At 35.6% G+C, this 22,557-nt stretch carries 19 protein-coding genes and 1 tRNA gene; 8 read left to right on the top strand and 12 right to left on the bottom strand.

Translation table 11 applies throughout. The annotated features are described in order from the left end of the window. The coding region (locus YWA_RS0105270; RefSeq protein WP_157505305.1) for a choice-of-anchor L domain-containing protein at window positions 1–3,932 on the bottom strand (3,932 nt) is incomplete at its 3' end. A gap of 130 nt (window positions 3,933–4,062) precedes the next feature. On the opposite strand from YWA_RS0105270, the gene YWA_RS0105275 reads away from it, so the two are divergent. Continuing rightward, on the top strand, window positions 4,063–4,962 hold the full coding sequence (locus YWA_RS0105275) for a NifU family protein (RefSeq protein WP_022827453.1): 900 nt from the start codon (window positions 4,063–4,065) through the stop codon (window positions 4,960–4,962). A 153-nt stretch (window positions 4,963–5,115) separates the two neighbouring features. Here the strand turns inward: YWA_RS0105275 and YWA_RS0105280 are convergent, their stop codons facing one another. Beyond that, window positions 5,116–5,388 (bottom strand): Txe/YoeB family addiction module toxin, encoded by a 273-nt coding sequence (locus YWA_RS0105280; RefSeq protein ID WP_022827454.1) that lies wholly within the window; start codon window positions 5,386–5,388, stop codon window positions 5,116–5,118. Continuing rightward, window positions 5,385–5,594 carry a DUF2683 family protein gene (locus YWA_RS0105285; RefSeq protein WP_022827455.1) on the bottom strand — a complete coding sequence of 70 codons (210 nt, stop codon included), beginning with the start codon at window positions 5,592–5,594 and terminating at the stop codon, window positions 5,385–5,387. Before YWA_RS0105285 ends, YWA_RS0105280 begins: the two co-directional genes overlap by 4 nt. Window positions 5,595–5,835: 241 nt before the next feature. Here YWA_RS0105285 and YWA_RS0105290 point away from each other — a divergent pair, with 241 nt between their 5' ends. Further along, entirely contained in the window at window positions 5,836–7,845 is a 2,010-nt protein-coding gene (locus tag YWA_RS0105290; RefSeq protein ID WP_022827456.1) for a thioredoxin domain-containing protein, read from the top strand. An 80-nt stretch (window positions 7,846–7,925) separates the two neighbouring features. Beyond that, a complete protein-coding gene (locus YWA_RS14705; RefSeq protein ID WP_022827457.1) occupies window positions 7,926–8,780 on the top strand; it encodes a mechanosensitive ion channel family protein in 855 nt (284 codons plus the stop codon). A gap of 41 nt (window positions 8,781–8,821) precedes the next feature. Here YWA_RS14705 and YWA_RS0105300 read toward each other — a convergent pair whose 3' ends face one another. The 3 genes from YWA_RS0105300 to YWA_RS0105310 all read right to left on the bottom strand — a co-directional run bounded on the left by YWA_RS0105300 (window position 8,822) and on the right by YWA_RS0105310 (window position 12,060). Beyond that, window positions 8,822–10,963 (bottom strand): M3 family metallopeptidase, encoded by a 2,142-nt coding sequence (locus YWA_RS0105300; RefSeq protein ID WP_022827458.1) that lies wholly within the window; start codon window positions 10,961–10,963, stop codon window positions 8,822–8,824. 179 nt (window positions 10,964–11,142) lie between these two features. Next, a tRNA-Leu gene (locus YWA_RS0105305) sits at window positions 11,143–11,224 on the bottom strand. Window positions 11,225–11,286: 62 nt separating this feature from the next. After that, entirely contained in the window at window positions 11,287–12,060 is a 774-nt protein-coding gene (locus YWA_RS0105310; protein WP_022827459.1) for a COG4705 family protein, read from the bottom strand. Window positions 12,061–12,231: 171 nt separating this feature from the next. On the opposite strand from YWA_RS0105310, the gene YWA_RS0105315 reads away from it, so the two are divergent. From YWA_RS0105315 to YWA_RS15325, 5 genes are all read left to right on the top strand, one after another. Then, window positions 12,232–13,620, top strand: a complete 1,389-nt coding sequence (locus YWA_RS0105315) for a dipeptidase (protein ID WP_022827460.1) — start codon at window positions 12,232–12,234, stop codon at window positions 13,618–13,620. Between the two features lie 439 nt (window positions 13,621–14,059). Then, window positions 14,060–15,160, top strand: coding sequence for a DUF4407 domain-containing protein (locus YWA_RS0105320; RefSeq protein WP_022827461.1), 1,101 nt, complete (start codon window positions 14,060–14,062; stop codon window positions 15,158–15,160). Window positions 15,161–15,437: 277 nt separating this feature from the next. Further along, window positions 15,438–15,866: a toxin-antitoxin system YwqK family antitoxin gene (locus tag YWA_RS14710; protein WP_022827462.1), complete on the top strand. Its 429-nt coding sequence runs from the start codon at window positions 15,438–15,440 to the stop codon at window positions 15,864–15,866. A 10-nt stretch (window positions 15,867–15,876) separates the two neighbouring features. After that, the gene (locus YWA_RS0105330; RefSeq protein ID WP_022827463.1) at window positions 15,877–16,248 is read left to right on the top strand and encodes a BlaI/MecI/CopY family transcriptional regulator; all 372 of its coding nucleotides are present in this window, start codon (window positions 15,877–15,879) and stop codon (window positions 16,246–16,248) included. Continuing rightward, window positions 16,245–18,002 carry a M56 family metallopeptidase gene (locus YWA_RS15325; RefSeq protein ID WP_022827464.1) on the top strand — a complete coding sequence of 586 codons (1,758 nt, stop codon included), beginning with the start codon at window positions 16,245–16,247 and terminating at the stop codon, window positions 18,000–18,002. The genes YWA_RS0105330 and YWA_RS15325 overlap by 4 nt, the downstream gene beginning before the upstream one ends. A gap of 68 nt (window positions 18,003–18,070) precedes the next feature. Here YWA_RS15325 and YWA_RS0105340 read toward each other — a convergent pair whose 3' ends face one another. From YWA_RS0105340 to hemW, 6 genes are all read right to left on the bottom strand, one after another. Continuing rightward, on the bottom strand, window positions 18,071–18,799 hold the full coding sequence (locus YWA_RS0105340) for a PH domain-containing protein (protein ID WP_022827465.1): 729 nt from the start codon (window positions 18,797–18,799) through the stop codon (window positions 18,071–18,073). A gap of 62 nt (window positions 18,800–18,861) precedes the next feature. Beyond that, on the bottom strand, window positions 18,862–19,233 hold the full coding sequence (locus YWA_RS0105345; RefSeq protein WP_022827466.1) for an MmcQ/YjbR family DNA-binding protein: 372 nt from the start codon (window positions 19,231–19,233) through the stop codon (window positions 18,862–18,864). Between the two features lies 1 nt (window position 19,234). After that, the gene (locus YWA_RS0105350) at window positions 19,235–19,741 is read right to left on the bottom strand and encodes a GNAT family N-acetyltransferase (RefSeq protein WP_022827467.1); all 507 of its coding nucleotides are present in this window, start codon (window positions 19,739–19,741) and stop codon (window positions 19,235–19,237) included. Continuing rightward, window positions 19,741–20,514: a cyclase family protein gene (locus tag YWA_RS0105355; protein WP_022827468.1), complete on the bottom strand. Its 774-nt coding sequence runs from the start codon at window positions 20,512–20,514 to the stop codon at window positions 19,741–19,743. The genes YWA_RS0105350 and YWA_RS0105355 overlap by 1 nt, the downstream gene beginning before the upstream one ends. A gap of 167 nt (window positions 20,515–20,681) precedes the next feature. After that, complete coding sequence (locus YWA_RS0105360; RefSeq protein WP_026718605.1) at window positions 20,682–21,059, bottom strand: GxxExxY protein; 378 nt, start codon at window positions 21,057–21,059, stop codon at window positions 20,682–20,684. Window positions 21,060–21,314: 255 nt separating this feature from the next. After that, the gene (gene hemW, locus YWA_RS0105365) at window positions 21,315–22,445 is read right to left on the bottom strand and encodes a radical SAM family heme chaperone HemW (protein WP_026718606.1); all 1,131 of its coding nucleotides are present in this window, start codon (window positions 22,443–22,445) and stop codon (window positions 21,315–21,317) included. Window positions 22,446–22,557: the final 112 nt, after the last annotated feature.

Below are 22,557 nucleotides of genomic sequence, written 5' to 3' on the forward strand. Positions count from 1 at the left end.
GCTCCTTGGTTTACATTCACTACCGCTGGGGCTGAAGTGACTGCTGGGGCACAGATTCCGCTTACCGTTACCGTATAGTTTCCTGCTTCGGCAAGAGTCACAGTTGCATCACTATACGTATTGGCTGTTTCTCCGGGAAGNAGGGTTCCATTTAAATACCATTGGTAAGTAATTCCTGTTCCTGATGCCGTAACGCTAAAGTTGATGCCTTGTCCTTCACAAATGGTTGTTCCTTGTGGNTGANCNGTTATCGCTGGTAATTCGTTTACAATTACTTCGGCNGTAGTGGATGTTANACTTTGGCATGGGTTTGTNATTACTACGGTATATATTCCTGCACTGGTTGTAGTTGCAGAGGTAATNTTCAATGTTGTATTCGTTTCTCCTGTNAAAAGAGTCGCTCCTTTAAACCATTGGTACGTTAAATTTGTTCCTGTTGCTGTAACGCTTAAATTAATAGGTTGTCCCGCACAAACTGTAGTAGAGGCTTGGGGNTGAACTGTTATGTTNGTTACTTGTGTAATCACTAGGGTNGCNGGATCTGAAAGTACAGGCGTTCCACAAATTCCCGAAACTTCTACTGTGTAATCTCCTGCATCCGCTACGGTTGCATTGGTTACGGTGTAATTAATGCTTNTTGCTCCTGGAANTANTGTTCCGTTAAAGAACCATTGGTAGGNTAAACCATCTCCTGTTGCTGCAACGCNAAATNTNTTGTTTGTATTTACACAGATTGTAGCTCCTGCAGGTTGTGTGGTNATTACCGGGTTTTTATTTATTGAAATCACTACATTTCCGGTAAGGGTTTGTGAACAAAGTACGGTATTGGTCACTTCAACGCTTANTAATGTATACGTAGTTTCTGTGGAAAGTAAAGGCGTATCAAAAGATGCATTTCCTGTTGCGTCTAAAGTGATGGTTGCATTTGCAGTTCCATTGTTATATGTCACAGTAGCGTTTGGCGTTCCGTTGAAGTTTAGGGTCGCTTTTGTTCCTTCGCAAATCGTAGTATTTACAGCAACCATTGTTGCCGTTGGTAATGCATTTACAGTTAAAACAGCACTTTGTCCTGTGATTGCGTCTGAACAAGGTGGCGTACTATTGCTTTGTACATTGGTTAACTCATAAGTATAAGAAGTTGTTGCCGTTACCGTTTGAACGCCTGTTGGAATTGTAAAACTTCCTGAGGCAGGAATTTCAACTGTAGCTTGCGTTACACCGTCTTTAGTGTACGTCACCGTCGATCCTGGTGTTCCCGTGATTTCTAATCCTGTTGCTGTTCCTGAACAAATTACAGCATCGGTAAATTTAACGATGGAAGCCGTTGGCAAACCTACCGAAATTAATATCGATGCATTTAAATTTTCCACACAAGCCGGTGTTGTGGTTCCCGTAACATCTACTAAAGTAAAAGTGGTACTTACACCTAAAGCTGGAGTGTCAAAACTCCCATTTCCTGTTGCATCTAAAGTCACTGGATAAGTAGTCGTTCCATCACTAAATGTAACTAAAGCTCCAGGGGTTCCGCTGAATAATAAAGTAGTTGAAGCATTGGTACAAATTGTAGTCGAAGTCGATACAAAACTAGCAGTAGGTTTTGGGTGAACGGTTAAAGTTGTTAAAGAAGGATTAGATGGCGAACCATTTATTGTTGCAATTACACTATAAACGTAATCACCAGCCGTTGTTGGAACGGAAACACCCGTTGGATTTTGGTCTGTAGAGAAAGGTACTCCATTAAAGCTCCATTCATAAGTAGCTCCTGCTCCTGCATCTGTTGCAAATAAGTTGAAAGTCGGCGTCCCTACGCACACATTTCCAGAGTTAGAAGCTGTTGTTCCAACACAAGAAACGACTTGTACTTGTTGCGAGTAAGAATACGGCGGACAATCTGCAGCGTTAATAGTATAGGTTATTGTATACGTATTTGCTAAACTATTGAACAAATCAATTCCACCTGTAGTTCCATTTATTGTTAATCCTGCCGGAGTCGCTGTATAATCACCTCCTGATGTTAACGCGACTGTCGTAGGTAAAAGATTGTTATTCGAGTTGATACAAAAACCAGTCACTCCATCATTGTCATCTGGATACGAAAAAGTTCCAGAAGGTGCGGCAACTGGATATAACTTAAAGGACTTTATTGGATCACAAACTCCTCCAAAAAATTCGTTGAACATTTTCATCCATATTTCTTGACCACTTGAAGTAGCGGCAAAAGCTACTTTTTCCGCATCTGAAAGCGCTCCTGCTTCCGGATCTAGAGCTTGAGCAGCTTCTAGAGTAGTATAATAATAAGTAATAAATTCACTTTGATTGTAAGATGCCATCACGACTGGCTCGTTTACGGTTAAATTAAATAGAGTACAAGAAGTCAAATCATTTGCTTCTGCCATTAAAGGATAATCTCCTGGGGTGAACTCCACTACAATTTCATCCGATTGTGTACAACCATTACCGTATGAAAATATAACCGTATAGGTACCTGGTTCCGTGACTTGTAAACTATAACTCGTAGCACCAGGAATTAAAACACCGTCTTTCAACCATGAGTAGGTTACTCCCGCTACTGGTCCCGTACCTGCTTGAATGGTTTGAGGAGTTCCTTCACAGAATGCACTACCATCCGTAAAATTCGTTTCATCAAGATGAATACCAGTTCCTGTAATTCTTGGACCACCGATGGTAAAACTTCCTGCTTCCAAGAATACAGCGCTATCAAAATTTGTATCTTGATGGTCAGCAATTACTAATTTTATTCTATAAGAAGTCCCAGGAATAACAGTAGCAGCTGCAGTCATAGGGGTTGTCTGACCTATCATATTAATAGCTGAACTTGCAGGACCAGCATTGGGACCTGTTCCGCTCGCATTATATCTGTCGAAAAATGCTGCATTTTCGCTACTACACCCGCCGTTGTACGCAGCATCACGAATGGTAACAACCGAAACTCTTTCACCATCAGGATCAGCTGCAGTTACAGAACCAGGAACAACCGCTAAATTTTTAGGCACTCCCGTTGGATTACCATTTGAATCAAGTTTAGTCAAGATAAAAGCAAAAGTATCCCCAAAAGTACATTGGTACGTTCCATATTCATTAGAAGCAAATAAAAATTTAAAGCTGAATTTTTCTACAGTGGGTATAAAATCAAATTGCACAAAAGAGCGGTCATTTGTATCCGAGTTCAGCCCATTAATAATATCCAAATCTGAATCACCTTGACCGTCACCTGAACCGGTGGTCCCTTGATCTGAGCCATTATATTTACCCTGCGTCTTACTTGCATCTCCCGAACGAATTATGACTCCTTCTTTAAATGGAAAATTTGAATTGTTTCTCTTAAACGCACCAAAGCCTTTTTTAGCAGCATCTGTAGTTCCAGATGAGGTAAAACCAGTTAATTGAACACATGGCTCATTGATTAACACCTCTTTAATAAGTTGTGTAATCGTATAAGATCCTTGAGGACCACTGTCAATAGTTACAAAATCAGGACGAGGCTGATCAGAATCATTCGAATTATTATTGTTGTAATTGTATTCTAAAGTAGTTGTATTAACGGTCACATTATTTATTAACGCACCTGTATAATTTGCTGGAACAGTAATAAATACGCTGTATGTAATTGTAACTCCAACAGGAAGTACAGGAATTGTTTCTGTCATCGCACCTGTTCCCTGAAGACCTGTACTGCTGGACCACGTCATTTGCGAAGCATTAAGACCCGCGGGAATCGGGTTATTTACGACCACATTATCTGCACTATTTGGACCTAAGTTTTTGACTGTTATGATGTATTCAACAGTCTCATTAATTAAATATTCTGTCTGGTTATTAGTCATCGTACTAACTATATCAGCAGAGGGAACCTGTGCAAAACTTATGTAAGAAGTTATTAAAAAGACAAATAAAAGTAGCTGTTTTTTCATGGAATGCTCAATTTAACAGAAAATTATTATTATTTATATACATTATTCAAATGTTAATTAATGTATTAAAATCCAAATATAATATTTCATACAAGATATCTTTGTTAAATTTGCAAAAAATACAAATCTCATGATAAATGTTATAATAAGAGAAACGCAAAATCCCGCTATATTAAAATTCGAATTTCCTGACTTCATTGCCAACCATGTAAGTTACGAATTTAAAAATATTGACGAGGCTTCTGCTTCTCCACTTGCACAAAAATTATTTCACCTTCCTTTCGTAAAAGCCGTGTATATCTCAGGAAATTTCATCGCAATTGAACGTTACAATATCGTTGAATGGGACGATGTCCAGGATGCTGTTGCCGAACAAATCAACGAATTCGTGAACGCGGGCGGAAAAGTGTTGAACGCACCAGAACAAGCTTCGCAAAAAATGCCAGCAACCGTTTACGGTGAAACGACTCCAAATCCAAGTGTGTTGAAATTTGTGGTAAGTCGTGGTTTGACTAAAACGGCTTTGGAATTTAAAAGTATTGACGACACGGCGGCTTCTCCATTAGCAAAGGAATTATTCAAATTTCCTTTTGTGAAAGAAGTTTTCATCGACGAAAATTACGTTTCCGTAACGAAATACGACATCAGCGATTGGTCGGAAATTACACTGGAATTGCGAACATTCATCAAAGAATTCATCGAAAATGGTGGGACTGCAATTGACGAAAGCAAAATTATAAGTCATCCAAAAGTAGAAAAGCAGAAAATTGAAAATTTCGACAACCTTGATACTACTTCACAAAAAATCATCAACATTTTGGAAGAATATGTAAAACCGGCAGTTGCTGCAGATGGTGGAAATATTCTTTTTGACTCGTACGACCCAGTTGAAAAACGCGTAAAAGTGGTTCTTCAAGGCGCTTGTAACGGTTGCCCTTCATCGACATTCACCTTAAAAAGTGGAATCGAAAATATGTTGAAAGACATGTTGAAAGACGAAGATATTAAAGTAGAAGCATTGAACGGATAAATTCTGTTTTAGTTTAAAAAGATAAAGCACTCGTTTCGGCGGGTGCTTTTTTTGTGGAATTTCAGCAACTAATCTTACTGCCATACTATATTTTTCAAGCCAAATATTTAATTCCCGTCAACTACAAAACCTTAAAGGTTATTTTTTCAAAAATTAATAATGACCTAATGCAGCAATCACAACAACGAGTTCTTCGGGTTCTTCAAAGATTTCATAAATGAGTCGGTCTTTTTTATTGAGACGCCGACTCCATAAACCGGAAAGGGAATGCTTTAAAAGTTCAGGATTACCAATTCCGATGGTGGGATTTTTTTCTAATTCTTCTAAAATCTTCTTCAACTTCTTTATCGTCTTTTTATCTCCAGAATGTACAATTTTCTGAATATGCGATTCGGCTAGCTTCTGAATTATTACAGTATACTTCATAAACTTCCAAATAATTCATTTTTATATTCTTCCGTTACGATTCTACCGTCTTTTTGTTTTCGTGCCTCCAAAACCATTTTTACAAATTCTGGGTCATACGTTTCCTCTTTCGGTTTCTTAACTTCAAAAGGAATATCAAAAGCTTTTAGAATCTCTAGTAAGGCTTTCTTTTTCTTGGGTTCTGCTTGAATGATAATTGTGTCCATAACTGTAAAATTTACACAAATATACGTCTTTTTTGAAAACAATAAAAGCTTTAGAATTTATCCTTAACTGCCTTTCATTAAAGCCCATATCTGTAGCCTAATAGTCGAAAAAGTGGAGTGCTGATTCTGAATTTTCTTTTTGAAATTGAATTTAAAATTGCCTTCCCGTTCACATTTTGTAACTTTATGCCACTTAAATTAATTAAACCTTGTACGGCTTTCGCCAAATCAAACTTATATAATGAACGAACTCTCCATAGAATCCAGTCCTTACCTACTCCAACACGCTGAAAATCCTGTGCATTGGAAAGCTTGGAACCAAAAAACAATTACAGACGCTTTAAATAAAGAACAACTTATTATCGTCAGTATTGGTTATTCGGCTTGTCATTGGTGCCACGTGATGGAACACGAAACATTTGAAAATGACGACGCGGCAAAAACCATGAACGCTCATTTCACTTCGATAAAAGTTGACCGAGAAGAACGTCCCGATATTGATGCAGTTTATATGAAAGCCGTTCAAATTATGACCCAAAAAGGAGGCTGGCCACTCAACGTAGTTTGCCTTCCCGACGGTCGACCAATTTGGGGCGGCACTTATTTTAAGTTGGACGAATGGATCGACACTTTGGAACAATTACAAAAATTATACGATTCAAAACCCGAAAAATTATTGGAATATGCTGATAAACTGCAAGAAGCCATTTCTTCCCTTCAGCATCTTCCCAACGAAAAAACAGAAACGCCAACTGAAATTCTATTACAAGAATTAGTGGCCAAATGGACGAAAAGTTTCGACCACGATTTTGGCGGAATGGCACGAGCTCCAAAATTCATGATGCCGAATAATTACGATTTTTTACAGCGTTACGGTTTTCAAAACAAAGACGAAGAATTACTGAAATTCGTTGATTTGACTTTGACCAAAATGGCGTATGGCGGATTATTTGATACTATTGAAGGTGGATTTTCGCGTTATTCAGTCGATATGAAATGGCATGTTCCGCATTTCGAAAAGATGTTGTACGACAACGGTCAATTGCTTTCGCTTTATGCAAATGCTTATAAAAGAACTAAAAATCCTTTGTATCAAGAAGTTATTGAGAAAACCATTTCTTTTCTGCAAACCAATTTAGACAACAAAGAAGGTGGATTCTATTCTGCTTTAGACGCCGATAGTTTGACCGAAAATCAGGTTTTAGAAGAAGGTGCTTTTTACGTTTGGAGGAAAAGCGAATTGCAATCTTTAATAAAGGATGATTTTGAATTGTTCAGTACGGTTTTCAACATTAATCAATTTGGACATTGGGAACATGGCAATTATGTGTTGATTCAGAGCGAATCTTTGGAGGAAATTGCAAAATCGTTCGCGATTTCCACTTCTGAATTACATCAAAAGAAAAAAGCTTGGGAACAAATTCTATTTGGCGAACGCCAAAAAAGAAGTTCGCCACGATTGGACGATAAATGCCTGACTTCTTGGAACGCACTCACAATTACCGGACTTGCTGAAAGTTATAAAGCGCTGCAAAATCCAATATATCTTGAATTGGCACTTAAAAACGGACAATTTATTGCTGAAAAATTATGGTCTCCTGAAGGAAATTTATTCCGAAGTTACAAAAATAGAAAAGCCACAATTAATGGTTTTTTAGAAGATTATGCGTGTGTGATTCAGAGTTTTATCGCTTTATATGAAATCACTTTGGACGAAAAATGGCTGAATGACGCAAAACAATTGACGGATTATAGTTTGGAACATTTTTACGAACCTGAACAGCAGTTATTCAATTATACTTCTAATTTAGATTCGGCTTTAATTTCAAAACATTACGACATTGAAGACAATGTGATTGCAAGTTCCAACTCGATGATGGCGAAAAATTTACGGTCTTTAGCACTCCATTTTTCAAACTCCTTTTATGAAAAAACTGCACAAGAAATGCTTGATAAAATTCTGCCAAATATAGATTATCCATCGGCATTCTCCAATTGGCTTGACCTCGCATTAGACTTTGGAGAATCGAAAGAATTAGCGATTATTGGTACAAATGCGTTGAACGAAGTACAAAAATTAAATTCGCATTATTTACCCAATATTTTAATTGCAGGAAGTACAAAAAATAGTTCACTTTCTTTATTGGCGAATCGTTTTCAACAAGAAAAAACCTTGTTCTATTTGTGTGAAAATAAATCGTGTCAAGCACCGACCGATAATTTGGAAAGTGTTCTAAAATCAATACTTTAACTTCATTTTAAATATAAAAGTGAGTCAATTTAAGTAGTTTTGCACCAAATCTATTCAAAAACAACAATTTATACTTTTTAATGAATCCATTTTTAGCCATTAGTTTCGCACCAAAAGATATACAAATGTATGTAGAGCAGTTTATCAGTTCTCTTGTACACTACCTTCCTAGTTTGATTTCCGCTTTTATATTATTATTCCTTGGATTATATACCATTCGACTTATCAATCGCCTTATTCGGCGAAATATGGTAAAGCGGGAGTATGACCCCACATTAAGTAAATTTCTTGCTGATATTTTACTTTGGACAATGCGAATTGTGCTTTTCGTTGCTGTAATTGGTCAGTTGGGAATTGGCACTTCCTCATTCGTTGCTATTTTAGGAGCGATGGGTTTAGCAATTGGTTTATCGCTTCAAGGTTCGCTTTCTAACTTTGCCGGCGGAATGTTGATTATTATGTTCAAACCTTTTAAGTTGGGAGATTTCATTGAAGCACAAGGCGTTATGGGAACCGTTACTGAAATTCAAATTTTCGTAACGAAATTAACAAGCACTAATAATCAAATAATTTTTGTACCAAATGGCTCGTTGTCAAATGGCAACATAACCAACTATTCTTCGGCAGGAACGCGTCGAGCAAATATCGAATTTACGGTTTCCTACGATAGTGATTTAAAAAGAGTAAAAGAAATTTTACATTCTATTTTAGAAAAAGATTCGCGGATTTTAGAAGAGCCAAAACCCGGAGTTGTCGTAACCGGTTTAGTGGATAACGGAGTCCGAATGGCGATACGACCTTGGGCTACGAATGAAGATTTTTGGAGTATGTATTCTGATGTTCTACAAAATATGAAAGAGCAATTAGATGAAGAAGGTCTAGAAATACAGCCTTTTGTGAAAGAAGCGAATGTGCAACAAATAACCAAAAACTAAATAAAAAATCCCATTTTGAATTGTCAAAATGGGATTTTCTTTTATCCTTTAATCTTCTTTGCAGGAACTTGTTTTTTATCTAAACCTCGTTTTCTCAATAAAGGTTCGATACTTGGTTCCGCTCCTCGAAAGCGTTTGTACAAAACCATTGGGTCTTCGGTTCCCCCTTTTTCTAAAACGTTTTCACGAAACGATTTTGCCATTTCAGGATTGAATAATGTTGTAGTTTTGAATGCTTCAAAAGCATCTGTATCCAAAACCCCCGACCATATATAACTGTAGTATCCTGAAGAATATCCACCCGAGAAAATGTGTTGAAAATACGTGCTTCTGTAACGTGGAATAATTGCATCAATCAAACCAATTTTTTGCATCGCGTTTTTCTCAAAAGTATTCGCGTCAAGCGTAATTGCAGCAGTTTGTGAATGGTAATCCATGTCTAATAACGATGCCGCCAAATATTCGACAGTAGTAAATCCTTGGTCAAACGTTCCTGCTTTTTGTAATTTTTCAATCAATGCATTAGGAATCGTCTCGCCTGTTTTATAGTGTTTCGCATACATTTTTAGTACTTCAGGTTCCGCTGCCCAATTTTCCATAATTTGCGAAGGTAACTCTACGAAATCTCTCGGAACGCTTGTTCCTGCAAGACTTTTATAAGTTACATCCGACAACAAACCGTGTAATGCGTGTCCAAATTCGTGGAAATAAGTCGTCACTTCATCAAAAGTCAACAAAGCTGGAGCATCAGCTGTAGGTTTTGTAAAATTACAAACGATTGAAATTACCGGAGCTTGTCTCACGCCGTCTTTTGTTTCTTGATTTCTGTAAGAAGTCATCCAAGCGCCACTTCTTTTTGAAGCTCTCGGGTGAAAATCCATGTATAAAATCCCAACATGCGTTCCATTTGCTTCTGTAACTTCCCAAGCCGTAACCTCTTCATGATACACTGGAATGTCGGTGAGCTGCTTGAATTTCAAACCGTATAAATTTTCGGTCACTTGAAAAACACCTTTTCGAACGTTGTCTAAGCTGAAATAAGGTTTCAATTCTTGTTCGTCTAAATCAAATCGCTGTTTTCTGATTTTCTCGGTATAATACCTCCAATCGTAAGGCTGAACTTTATCTTTAATTCCTTCTTTGTACATCATTTTTTGAATGTCGGCAGCTTCAACTTTAGCAATTTCTAAAGCAGGTTTCCACAAATCATTCAATAATTTGGCCACATTTTCAGGTTTCTTAGCCATCGATTCTTCTAGAACATAATCAGCATGTGATTTATAACCTAACAATCGCGCTTTTTCGCCACGAAGATTGGCTAATTTTACCGCGTTCTCTTTGTTGTCAAACTCGTTATCGTTATTCGCTCGCATTTGGTACGCATTCCAAATTTCTTGGCGTAACTTTCTGTTGGAACTGTATTGCAAAAACGGCATCACGCTCGAATTGGAAAGCGTAAACACCCATTTTCCTGCTTTACCTTTAGCTTTTGCATCTGACGCAGCCGCTTCGATAAGTTGGCTTGGTAATCCTGCTAATTCCTTTTTGTCTGAAATTACCAATTCATATTTATTCGTTTCGGCTAGAATATTCTGACCGTATTTCAAACCTGTAATAGAAAGTTCGGCGTTAATTTTTCGCAATTTATCTTTATCGGTCGCTGACAAATTTGCACCACTTCTGACAAAGGATTTATGGCGGTTTTCTAAAAGTTTCGCTTGTTCTAAATTCAAGTTTAAGCTTTCTTTTTTGTTCCAAAGTGTTTTCACACGAGCAAATAATTTTTCATTCAAGGAAATATTATCATAGTGCGAAGATAAATTTGGCGCAATTTCTTTAGCAAGCGCTTGAAGTTCGTCGTTTGTATTGGCTGAATTGTAGTTGCCAAAAACGCGGTTTACTTCCGAAAGTAATTGACCCACATTTTCCATTGCCAAAATAGTGTTTTCGAAAGTGGGTGCTTCCGGATTATTTGCAATTGCGTTGATTTCAACTTCATTTCTTTTAATCCCTTCTAAAATAGCGGGTTTAAAATGTTCGTTTTTAATTTTATCAAACGCCGGAACATTAAAAGGCGTGTTGTAGGATTGAAAAAATAGATTCACGGCTTGCTTTTTTTCTTGTGCTTCCATTGGAAAAAAAGAGCCAATGGTCAGCAAAATTAGAAGAGATTTTGATTTCATTTTATTATGTTTAATAGGAACGTAAACTTAACTGAAATATAATAGGAAGGAAAGTTTCAAAAGTTAAAGTCAAGGTAAAAATTGCAGTTTCAAATGCTATAGCTGAAGAGAATCGCTAAAAAATAAATTTTTCAGTTAGAACCAAAAAAAAAGTCCAAACGTTTGTTTGGACTTTTTTGTGCGGATAATAGGACTCGAACCTACACGCCTTGCGGCACCAGATCCTAAGTCTGGCATGTCTACCAATTTCACCATATCCGCGAAATTCGTGAGTGCAAATATAAACATATCTATTAAACTACAAACATTCAGAACTAAAAAATTTACTTATTTTCGGTATTAAATTTTCGACGTTCCTTAAACCACTCATTTCCAATTAAAATCATCAAAACACTTCCCAAGACAAGCGATGAACCAATAGTTCCCAAATTCAAACCGCCTTTATCAACGGATTTTGTTAGTAAATCTCCAAAAGTCGCGCCAAATGGTCGTGTCAGCACAAACGCTATCCAAAACAAAAGCACTCGTGAAATTTTGGTAAAGAAAAACAAACCAACTAAAATCAGCAATAAACTCCCAATTAACAAAGCACCTCCGCTAAACCCTAATCCCGAATCATCGGCGAGAAAGTCTCCTAAAGCAGTTCCTAATGTATTTGAAACTAAAATCGTCAACCAGTAAAAAACTTCCACTTTTCGAGAATGAACATTGGTTACAGAAAGTGATTTTTCTGAAAAATACCAAACCGACAACATCATTATTAACGTCGAAAACAAAATCAAGGAACCAGTCAAATAACCCAATCCCAAAGTACGGTCCATGAAATCTGAAATTGTCGTTCCAGCCGTACTCGTAGAAATAATAACCAACCAATATAAAATAGGATTGTACTTTTTAGCAAATAATTGCATCAAAAACGTTAAAACAAAAAACCCCAATAAAACCAATGAACTCAATCCATAACCCCAATTGAAAGTCATTGACAACATGTCGCCTGCCGTTTCTCCTAATGTGGTTGCGCTGATTTTCATAATCCAAAAAAGCACGGTTACATCTGCTACTTTTTTGACAATATCATGACTATTATTTGCATTCATTAGTTCCTTATTTATAATTAATTAGAAAATCATACACTACAAATAACTTCAAAGTACTTCACTTTCGTACATTAAAAACAGCATCTTAATCAACCTTTAAGAAATAGGAAATAAGTGGGAAATTGGATTTTCAATTTGTATATTTGACGTTACAAACAATTACAACACCTTATGAACGACATTAAAAAATACGTACAAGAAAACAAACAACGGTTCATTGACGAACTGATTGAACTCCTAAAAATACCTTCTGTAAGTGCCGATTCTGCTTATTCACAAGACGTTATTGATACGGCAGATGCAGTAAAATCGCGACTTGAAGAAGCAGGTTGCGACAAAGTTGAAATCTGCGACACTCCAGGTTACCCAATTGTTTATGGTGAAAAAATGATTGACCCAAAATTACCAACTATTTTGGTTTACGGTCATTACGATGTTCAACCGCCAGACCCGATGGAATTGTGGACTTCCCCTCCATTCGAGCCTGTAATTAAGAAAACAGAAATTCATCCTGAAGGAGCAATTTTCGCTCGTGGTTCATGCGACGACAAAGGTCAAATGTACATGCACGTCAAAGCGTTGGAATACATGGTAAAAACCAATAATCTTCCTTGCAACGTCAAATTCATGATTGAAGGTGAAGAAGAAGTAGGTTCAACAAGTTTGAGTTGGTTTGTAGAACGCAACCAAGAAAAACTTAAAAACGACGTGATTTTAATTTCTGATACAGGAATGATTTCTAACGAACAACCTTCGATAACTACAGGTTTGAGAGGTTTAAGTTATGTAGAAGTTGAAGTTAAAGGACCAAACCGCGATTTACATTCGGGATTATATGGTGGAGCTGTGGCAAATCCAATCAACATTTTAGCAAAAATGATTGCTTCTCTTCACGACGAAAACAACCATATTACGATTCCAGGTTTCTACGATAAAGTACAAGACCTTTCGGATGCAGAACGTGCTGAAATGGCAAAAGCGCCGTTTTCATTAGACGCTTATAAAAAAGCACTTGATCTAAACGACGTTTACGGAGAAAAAGGCTACACAACTAATGAAAGAAATTCAATCCGTCCAACATTAGACGTAAACGGCATTTGGGGTGGTTATCAAGGTGAAGGTGCCAAAACAGTTATTGCAAGTTCGGCTTTCGCTAAAATATCTATGCGTTTGGTTCCAAATCAAGAATGGCATGAAATCACTGACTTGTTCACCAAACATTTCGAAAGTCTAGCGCCAAGTGGTGTGACTGTAAAAGTGACGCCGCACCACGGAGGTCAAGGTTACGTAACGCCAATTGACAGCATCGGTTATCAAGCCGCAGACAAAGCATACCATGAAAGTTTTGGCGTGAAGCCAATTCCAGTTCGTTCGGGAGGAAGTATTCCAATCGTTGCTTTGTTTGAAAAAGAGTTGAAATCAAAAACTATTTTAATGGGATTCGGACTTGATTCAGACGCGATTCACTCGCCAAATGAGCACTTCGGGATTTTCAATTACTTAAAAGGAATCGAAACTATTCCGTTGTTTTACAAGTATTTTGTCGAGCTTTCGAAATAGATTTTTTTAAATTAATACTATTAAAATCCGTTTATTCTTCAAGAGTAAACGGATTTTTTTTATTTGCTATTTTCAATAATTATTTGGGCGTTCCCTCGTCGCGTCGAAAAGGACGAGACGATGTCGCGTCTTCCGCTGTATCGTTTGTAAAGCTTTCGCATTACAAAAGGATGCCGCTGCAACCGCTAACGCAAACCCATTTTCAATTTAAAACATTCTTTTATTTCAAATAAAAACTGTCATATCAGCTACAATCAATTCAAAAAAATTTCAAAGTTTTAACTTTAGGAGGAAAGCTTTGTCAAAGTTTAAAGCTTTGACAAAGCTATTTTAAAAGCAAACCAGTCAGCGATTTATACCATAAATACTATTTTGGCGTTACTTTTGTTAATCATCATCAATCATTAATGCTGAATTTATTTCAGTAAAATCAATCATCATGTTACAATCATTTTTTATTTCCTGTTCAGGAGCCGATCGCGAGGTCTTGAAATCGTGTTCAGACGGCGAAAAAACCAAATTTATCGGCATTGGCGGAACCGTTTTCTTCACAGCTGTTATGGCATTTATCGCTAGTGCTTACGCTTTATTTACAGTCTTTGATACCATTTATATTGCTCTTGGCTTTGCATTAGTTTGGAGTTTATTGATTTTCAATCTCGACAGGTTTATTGTTTCCACAATTAGAAAAAGAGATTCGTTTTGGAGCGAATTTGTGCAAGCGACTCCTCGAATTATATTAGCTTTAATTATTGCAATCGTCATTTCAAAACCTTTAGAAATCAAGATTTTTGAAAAAGAAATCAACACCGTTCTTTTGAAAGAAAAAAATGCAATGATGCTGACCAATAAGAAGGAAGTTGCTAATTATTTCCAAACCGATTTAGACAAAAACAAATCGCAAGTGGACAGTTTAAAAGCTGAAATTCTAAAAAAAGAGAAGGAAGTCAACACGCTTTATGAAACCTACATTACGGAAGCGGAAGGAACTGCGGGAACGAAGAAACTCGGAAAAGGTCCTGTTTTTAAAGAGAAAATTGCCAAGCATGATTTGGCGAAAGCCGAATTAGACACGTTACGGAAAAACAATCTAGTGAAAATTGCCGAAGCGGAAACCTCAACGAAAACTATTCAAACAGATTTAGATAAAAAGCTAACCGAAACCCAACCTATAATTGATGGTTTTGATGGTTTGATGGCACGAATTAATGCATTGAACAAACTTCCGTGGTTGCCTTCTTTCTTTATTATGCTTTTATTTTTAGCCATCGAAACTTCTCCAATTATCGCTAAATTATTGGCTCCAAAAGGAGCATATGATTTGAAATTAGAAGATTTAGAAACTGCATTACAAGCTACAATCACACAAGACAAATACCAACGCGAATTACTCGTGAAAACCAGTGCTAAGATGTACGATAAGGTTTACGAAGACCTCGCAACTGATAAAGATGTATTGAAGTCAAATTATCAAAAAGCGAAAGAATTACTTGAGCGTCAAGCAGAAAGTTTCGTAGAAAAGCAGAAGAAAACACTTTAAACTTCACTTTTTCAAAATGAAATAAATTTCAACTTAAGACAATAGAAATTATTCGAAATCCACTTTCCACAGTGGATTTTTGCTTTTTAAATTCATACAGGATTTATTGGAGTTTTGATTTGTATACTAGTAATTTAAAAAGAAAACCTGTTTCTAAAATTTATTTCTTGTCAAATTTAACGCACAACGTGTTGAACATCTTTACAATAAAATATTTGCTTCTACGTTTGTAGAATAAGAAATAGTTTTCTACATTTGTAGAACAAGAATTTAAAAAATGTCTGTAATCCGAATTTTAAGTTTACTTTTAATCTGCACTTGCCTGCTTTCAAGTTGCAAAACCAACCAACGAAAAAACGGAGAAAAAACAGGAAGATGGATTTATAAAGACCAAGTTTCGGATGGATTCCTGATTTCGAAAGGCAGATATAAAAACGATTTCGAAAAAGGAACTTGGCGAGAATACAGCAATAAGAAGTTGGTTTCAAAAAAAAGATATAAAAACGGTATTTGCTATACAACCGACTATCATTTGAATGGTAAAAAAATGTCTGAAGGAATTTCAAAATTAGAAATCAACAGTACCAACATGCATTGGTTTTTATCCGGCGAATGGAAATTCTACGACGAAAACGGTACATTCTTGGGTTCCCAATTTTACAAAAGAGGAACGCCAATCGCAACAACTTTAGATACCTTAAATTAAACATAAAAGCATGGAACTTACCGCAACCGAAGAACAATTAATGCAGTATTTGTGGAGCATAAAAAAAGGTTTTATGAAAGACCTTTTAGAATGTTATCCAGAGCCAAAACCTGCGTCAACAACAGCCGCTACTTTGCTTAAGCGAATGATTGACAAGAAGTTTGTGAGTTATATTTTGATTGGAAATAACCGAGAATATTTTCCTTTAGTAAAAAAGGAAGCTTATTTTTCGAAGCATGTCAACGGATTGATTAAAAATTTCTTTAATGATTCTGCGTCCCAATTTGCATCGTTTTTTACTACACAAACGGATTTATCAGAATCGGAATTAAAGGAATTGCAGCAGCTAATTGATATTCAACTTAAAAAGAAACAGCAATGATAGATTTTTTATTAAAATCGACACTTTCACTTGGACTGCTTTATGCAGTTTATATTTTGTTGTTAGAAAGAGAAAAAATGCACAAGTTCAACCGATTTTTTCTATTATTTAGTTTATTGTTTTCGTTGATAATTCCCTTTATCTCTTTTGAAATATATGTTGAAAGCGCTACTTTAGTTACTGAAAATAGAATGCAAGTAATGCCTTTTTCGTCTGTAATTGTAGAAGAAAAAGTAAATTATACGCCGCTTTTTCTTTGGAGTATTTACGGTATTGTAACAAGTATTTTGATAGGAAGATTTATAATTAACCTGATTAAAATTCAACGAAAAATAAATTCAAATGCAGCTGAAAACATTGGAAATTATTCCTTGATTTTATTAGATGAAAAAGTTTTACCGCACACTTTTCTGAATAACATTTTCATCAATAAAGCCGATTATGAAAACAGAAAAATTGAGGAGGAATTGTTTTCGCATGAGTTAACGCACGTTCGGCAGAAACATACCTTGGATATTTTACTAATTGAAACTTTAAAAACAATCTTCTGGTTCAATCCGTTATTTATTTTATACAAAAAAGCAATTCAACTCAACCACGAATTCCTAGCAGATGAGAATGTGGTAACATCTTATAATAATGTTCCGTTTTACCAAAAACTTCTTTTGGCGAAAGCTTCTTCGAACAGCAACTTTTACTTGGCCAGTAATTTAAATTATTTAGTAACGAAAAAACGATTAATTATGATGACAAAAAGCACATCAAGAAACTTGGCATTACTTAAAAAAGCAACCCTAGTTCCAATTTTAGTAGCATTAATTTATTTTTTTAGTGTTGAAGTTATTGCGCAAGAGCCAGTAATTAGTGTCAAAAACGGTACGCAAAAGAAAGAAAGCACCATTGCCGATAAAGATAAAATTAGAGATAATTACTATTCGGGTGTTAGAATTATTTTGAAAGACACAAGAAAAAACATTTCAATAAATAAAATGTATGAGGAACTTACTCTCGAAGAAAAGAGAAGCTATTTAGATTGGGTGCCTGATGGAAATATTGAAAAAGAAATTCCAGCACCATTGTTTGAAAAAATGAAAACAAAAAACTTGGCAGTTTGGATTAATGATAAAATAAGTACAAAAGCAGAAATTAATAAATATAAAAGATCCGATTTCTTCTATTACACTTATAGCTTTGTACATAAAAACGCCCGCTCAAAACGTTTTCCGCAAGAATATCAATATACTATTTATACAAAAGATTACTTTGACAAGAATCTTAAGAATAGTCATTCACACTTCAGCAACGACACTCTAAAATTGGTTATATCGGATTATAGAAAAGTAGTTAAAAAAAATTCCGCAGAAGAGGACAAATTATACCAAGAATACCTCAAAAAAAATAAAGAAATGAATGAAGGTCAAAAAGAAAAATTAATAGATCAGCAATCAGCAACAACACTTGAAATTGAAGCTGAAAAAAAACCTGATTTCCCAGGAGGAATGATGGCGTTTTACGATTTTGTAGGTAAAAACTTTAAAGTGCCTGAAGCAAAAGTAAGTGGTAAAGTGTTCATTCAATTTATTATAGAAGCCGACGGAAGTTTGAGCAATTTTGAAGTTTTACGAGACATCGGTTACGGAACTGGCGAAGAAGCCGTTCGAGTAATGAAGCTTTCGCCAAAATGGATTCCAGGCGAAAAGGACGGACAAAAAGTAAGTGTTCAATATAATTTACCCATCTCAATACAGTCTTGATATTAAAAAACTAAAAAAATCCATTCGGTATCAGAATGGATTTTCTATTTATATGTAAATTTCAAAGATTACATATGACTTAAAACTTCTTTTTTCAAAGCATCGTATTCGCCTTGCATAATTAATCCGTTGTCTAGTAATTTCTTGTAATTCTGTAATTTTTCAAATAATTCGTCTTGAGAAAGATGACTTAATCCGCTTTCTTTCGTTTCTTGGTTTACGTCTGGAAATTGCTTTTCGTCCCTGTAACCGGACAATGAAACAGGAACAATTTCCGCAAAATCAGTTACTTCTTCTGTATCTATTTCTTCAACAACGTCTTCAGTTCTCTCCTTTGGAATCTCCTCTGCAATTGATTCAACAATTTGTGCTTGAAATACCGTTTCTAGTGGTTCAGCAGTTTTTGTCTTCAATTCATCTAATTGCTCTTTGGCAAACGTATAAATCTTTCTAGCCTGAATTTTTGGCAAATAATCGATAGAAATCGTCAAATCTGTTTTCGTCGTAAAAGAAAATTCCGAACCTAAAATGCTTTCATTTACGAAAGTATGCGAAATACTGTCCCAATTGTAATCCACGAACTCCATTGAGAACCCTAAGTTTTTCGGTTTACAAATAATGATTCTTTTATTGGTTAAAACAATGCTGTCTGGAAAGACCGTCACAGGTTTTTTTTGAACACCAATATAACCTACTTCTTCATTTTTCATCAATAAATCTTCAAGTTTATTGCTGATTTTATCAATAGCTTTGGGATCTTGTTCCTCGTTTAGAAACTTTTTTATTTGCTCTTTCATAGTATAAAATTATTAAGGCTAAAACCTGCGTAGTTCCGCAAGTTCCTTTACAAAAATACTGCCTAATTTTCTAATTCGGCAATTTCATGTTGGATTTTCTTTGTTAAGCTTTTGAAAATTAAATCGTAGGAATCTGAAATCATTTCACACAGGAATTTATCAGATACGTCGCCATTTAAAGTCACCGTATTCCAATGCACTTTACTCATGTGATATCCTGGCTGAACACATTCATATGCTGCTCGAAGTTCCAAGGCGTGTTCAGGATCGCATTTCAAATTTATAGACGGCGTTCCATGTTCCCATTGTTTCAACGAAGTCAACACAAACATCTTTCCTCCCACTTTCAAAACCAACGTTTCTTCGTCAAAAGGAAAATGTTCTGTAACTCCTTTTTTTGCCAAGCAAAATTCATAAAACTGCTCAATATTCATATCAGATTTTTATTTCAAATAAAGCAAAACTTCCGTCTTTATAATGTTCGGGCAAGGTTTCGTTCCATTCAATTTCGCTGATTCCTCTAGAAGTAAATCCGCATTTCATATAATATTTATTTAGAAGTTCGTTGCCACTTGTAGTATCTAATCGGACGTATTTTAATTCTCTTGCTTTCGCAAAATCAACGCACCAATCTACAATTTTTTGGACATAATTCCGACCTCGAAACTCAGGATGCGTTGCAATCCGATGAATGTAAACGGAAGGTTCTAAATCGGCTTCCTTCCAAATAACAGCGTCGTTAAATGTGATTACAAATGTGGCAGAAATTATACCTTCATCTAGAATTACAAAATGGCGTTCTTCAACAATTTCCTTTTCAACCATAGAAACTTCGAATCCTTTCCAACTATTGGTTCCCACTTTTTGCTGAAAAGCAGTTGCAAAATCATACAACTCAAAAACTGCAGGAATATCACTTATCAATGTTTTTCTAATCTCCATTATTCTTTTTCAATTTTATATAAAACAGGTTTACTTGGCGAAGCATCGTTCACAAAAGAAGCAATTTGTATGTTTAATAAATAGCTTCCATCTTCAATTGCGTTTTCCATAAAAATCAATTCCGTAATCGTGCAATCCATTCTTGCATCGTGATTCAAATTCACCACATCCTTCACATTCCAAAATGCTTTGTGTGCCAATAGTTTTCCTTCGTCGTGTTCTTTATCCACACTTGGCAAGTCAATTAAAAGATGTTTAATTCCTATTTTTCGAATATAAATAGCAGCTTCTTCTGACAAATAAGGCGGATTCGTATTCGAATAATTGAGATGTTTTTTTGCTTCTTTATTTGGTAAAGTACGAATAACAATTGCCTCTATACTCTTGTTTTTCAAAGCCATTTCGACTTGTTCTTTCGTAATAACCAAATCTTCTCCCACGGATTCAGGAGTAATTGAAATCAATTCGGCAGTAAAGAAAAACGTTTTCAGCGCTTCATTTACATTATAAAAATCATTGGTAATATGTCCCAAACATTCCGTGTGCGTTCCGTGTGCGTGTGGATTGAAGAAAATATTGTTGAAATTCGTAGATGATTTTCCCTCCGAAACTTTCCCAATCCATTCCCCCATTTTTACAGGTTGAATTTCTGGGATTTCCTGATACCAAGCAATCGGATTTTCAGTAGTATTGGATAAGGGAAGTGCAATATCAATTGGTTTTGATAAATCTACGGAGAATAATTTGTCGTTATGTTGAATTGTTGCTTTCATAATTTTATTTAACCGCGAAGGTCGCAAAGTTTTACGCGATGTTCGCAATGTTGAATTTATGGAATTTAAATTTAACCGCAAGGGTAGCAAGGTTTTTTAATATTATTTGATGTTTCTTACCGCAAAGGTCGCAAGGCTGAGTAAATAAAAAATGCGATAGTACTATTTTATAAATTATTTACAACACGTCGAATTCCGTTTTTTATTAAAAGTACATTGAAATTAATTAGCATACCTAATTTGCAATCGGTCAGTTTCAAGTAAGTCAAAAGTTGTGCAAAATGAATATCATTTAAAGCTTCCACCGATTTAATTTCAAGAATCAGCTTATCTTCAATAATAATATCAATCCGATAACCTATTTCCAATTTGACATCTTCATAAATCAATGGCAAAGACTTTTGTTTTTGTACAAATAAATTTCTCTTCTTTAACTCATAAAACAAACACTCTTCATACGCACTTTCTAAAAGTCCAGGTCCTAACGTTTGATGAACTTTCAAAGCACAATCAAAAACAATTTTTGACAACTCGTTTTCAGTCATAATAAAATTATTTGGCATTAAATTGAAACTAAAATGCGAGCTTTCGCAGCTAACCTTGCGTAATTTAAAATTGAACTACTTCACATTCACTTTGTTTTGCGAACTTTGCGTAAAGCTTTGCGAACCTTGCGGTTAAACCATTCCACTCATATAATTATTTCAAATAATAAAACTTTTCTTTGCGAACTTCGCGTAAATCTTTGCGAACCTTGCGGTTAAAATCTTAAAATTTTCGTCGTAAACCTCGCCGTTAAACTAATCTAAATTTACTAAAAACAAATCACTTGCAATTCCATCCACTAAAAACTTCCCTTTTGAAGTTGCTGTCAATATTCCGTCAGTAACAGAAAGCAATTCATCAACAAGAAATTTATCCGCTTGCTTTATCAAATAATTTAAATATTCAACGCCAAATTCCTTTTCAATTCGTCCCAAAGAAACACCCCAAATCGTACGCAATCCCGTCATTACATATTCATTGTAACGGTCTTGCACCGTCAGAATTTCAATCTCGTGAGGTAATTTATCTTCGGAAATACTTTTGATGTACAAACTATTATTTGCAATATTCCAACTGCGTGATTTCCCATCAAAACTATGAGCCGACGGTCCAATTCCCAAGTATTTTTTGCCCAACCAATAACTCGAGTTGTTTTGAGAAAAGTAATTTAGTTTGCCAAAATTTGACAATTCATAATGAATGAAACCTTTGTCGATTAGCGTTTTTACAAGAATTTCAAAATGTTCTTGAGCCATTTCGTCTTTAGGTTCAACAATTTTTCCTGTTTGAATTAGTTTGTACAAAGCCGTTTTAGGTTCAACCGTCAAAGCATAACTCGAAATATGCGGAACACCAAAATTCAACGCAGTTTCGATATTCTGTTTCCACATTTCATTGGTCAAACCTGGAATTCCATAAATCAAATCTACTGATATATTATCAAAATACCGCGTTGCAATTTCTAGCGATTTTTTAGCTTCTCCAGAATTATGAGCGCGATTCATCATTTTCAAATCAGCTTCAAAAAAGGATTGAATTCCAATGGAAAGTCGGTTTATTGGTGTTTTTGAAAGTGCAATAATTCGTTCTTCCGACAAATCATCTGGGTTTGCTTCTAAAGTGATTTCGGGATTTTCTATTACTTCAAAATTGGCGTAGACTTCACCAATCAAAAACTCAATTTCAGCATTCGTCAAAACCGAAGGCGTTCCTCCGCCGAAATAAATAGTTTCTACTTTTTCAGTAATCTCACTTTTCCGCAACTGGATTTCTTTGGCTAATGCCAAAACCATATCGTCTTTCTTTTTCATAGAAGTCGAAAAATGAAAATCGCAATAGTGACAAGCTTGCTTGCAAAAAGGGATGTGAATGTAAATGCCGGCCATAGGAAAGTGTTCAGTGTTCAGGTTATTAGTGGTCAGTTTTGAGGAAAGTGTTCAGTGGTCAGATTGTTAGTGATCAGTCTTTAGGAAAGTGTTCAGTGGTCAGGTTATTAGT

Source organism: Flavobacterium antarcticum DSM 19726 (assembly GCF_000419685.1).
In the GTDB taxonomy this organism is placed as follows: Bacteria; Bacteroidota; Bacteroidia; order Flavobacteriales; family Flavobacteriaceae; genus Flavobacterium; species Flavobacterium antarcticum.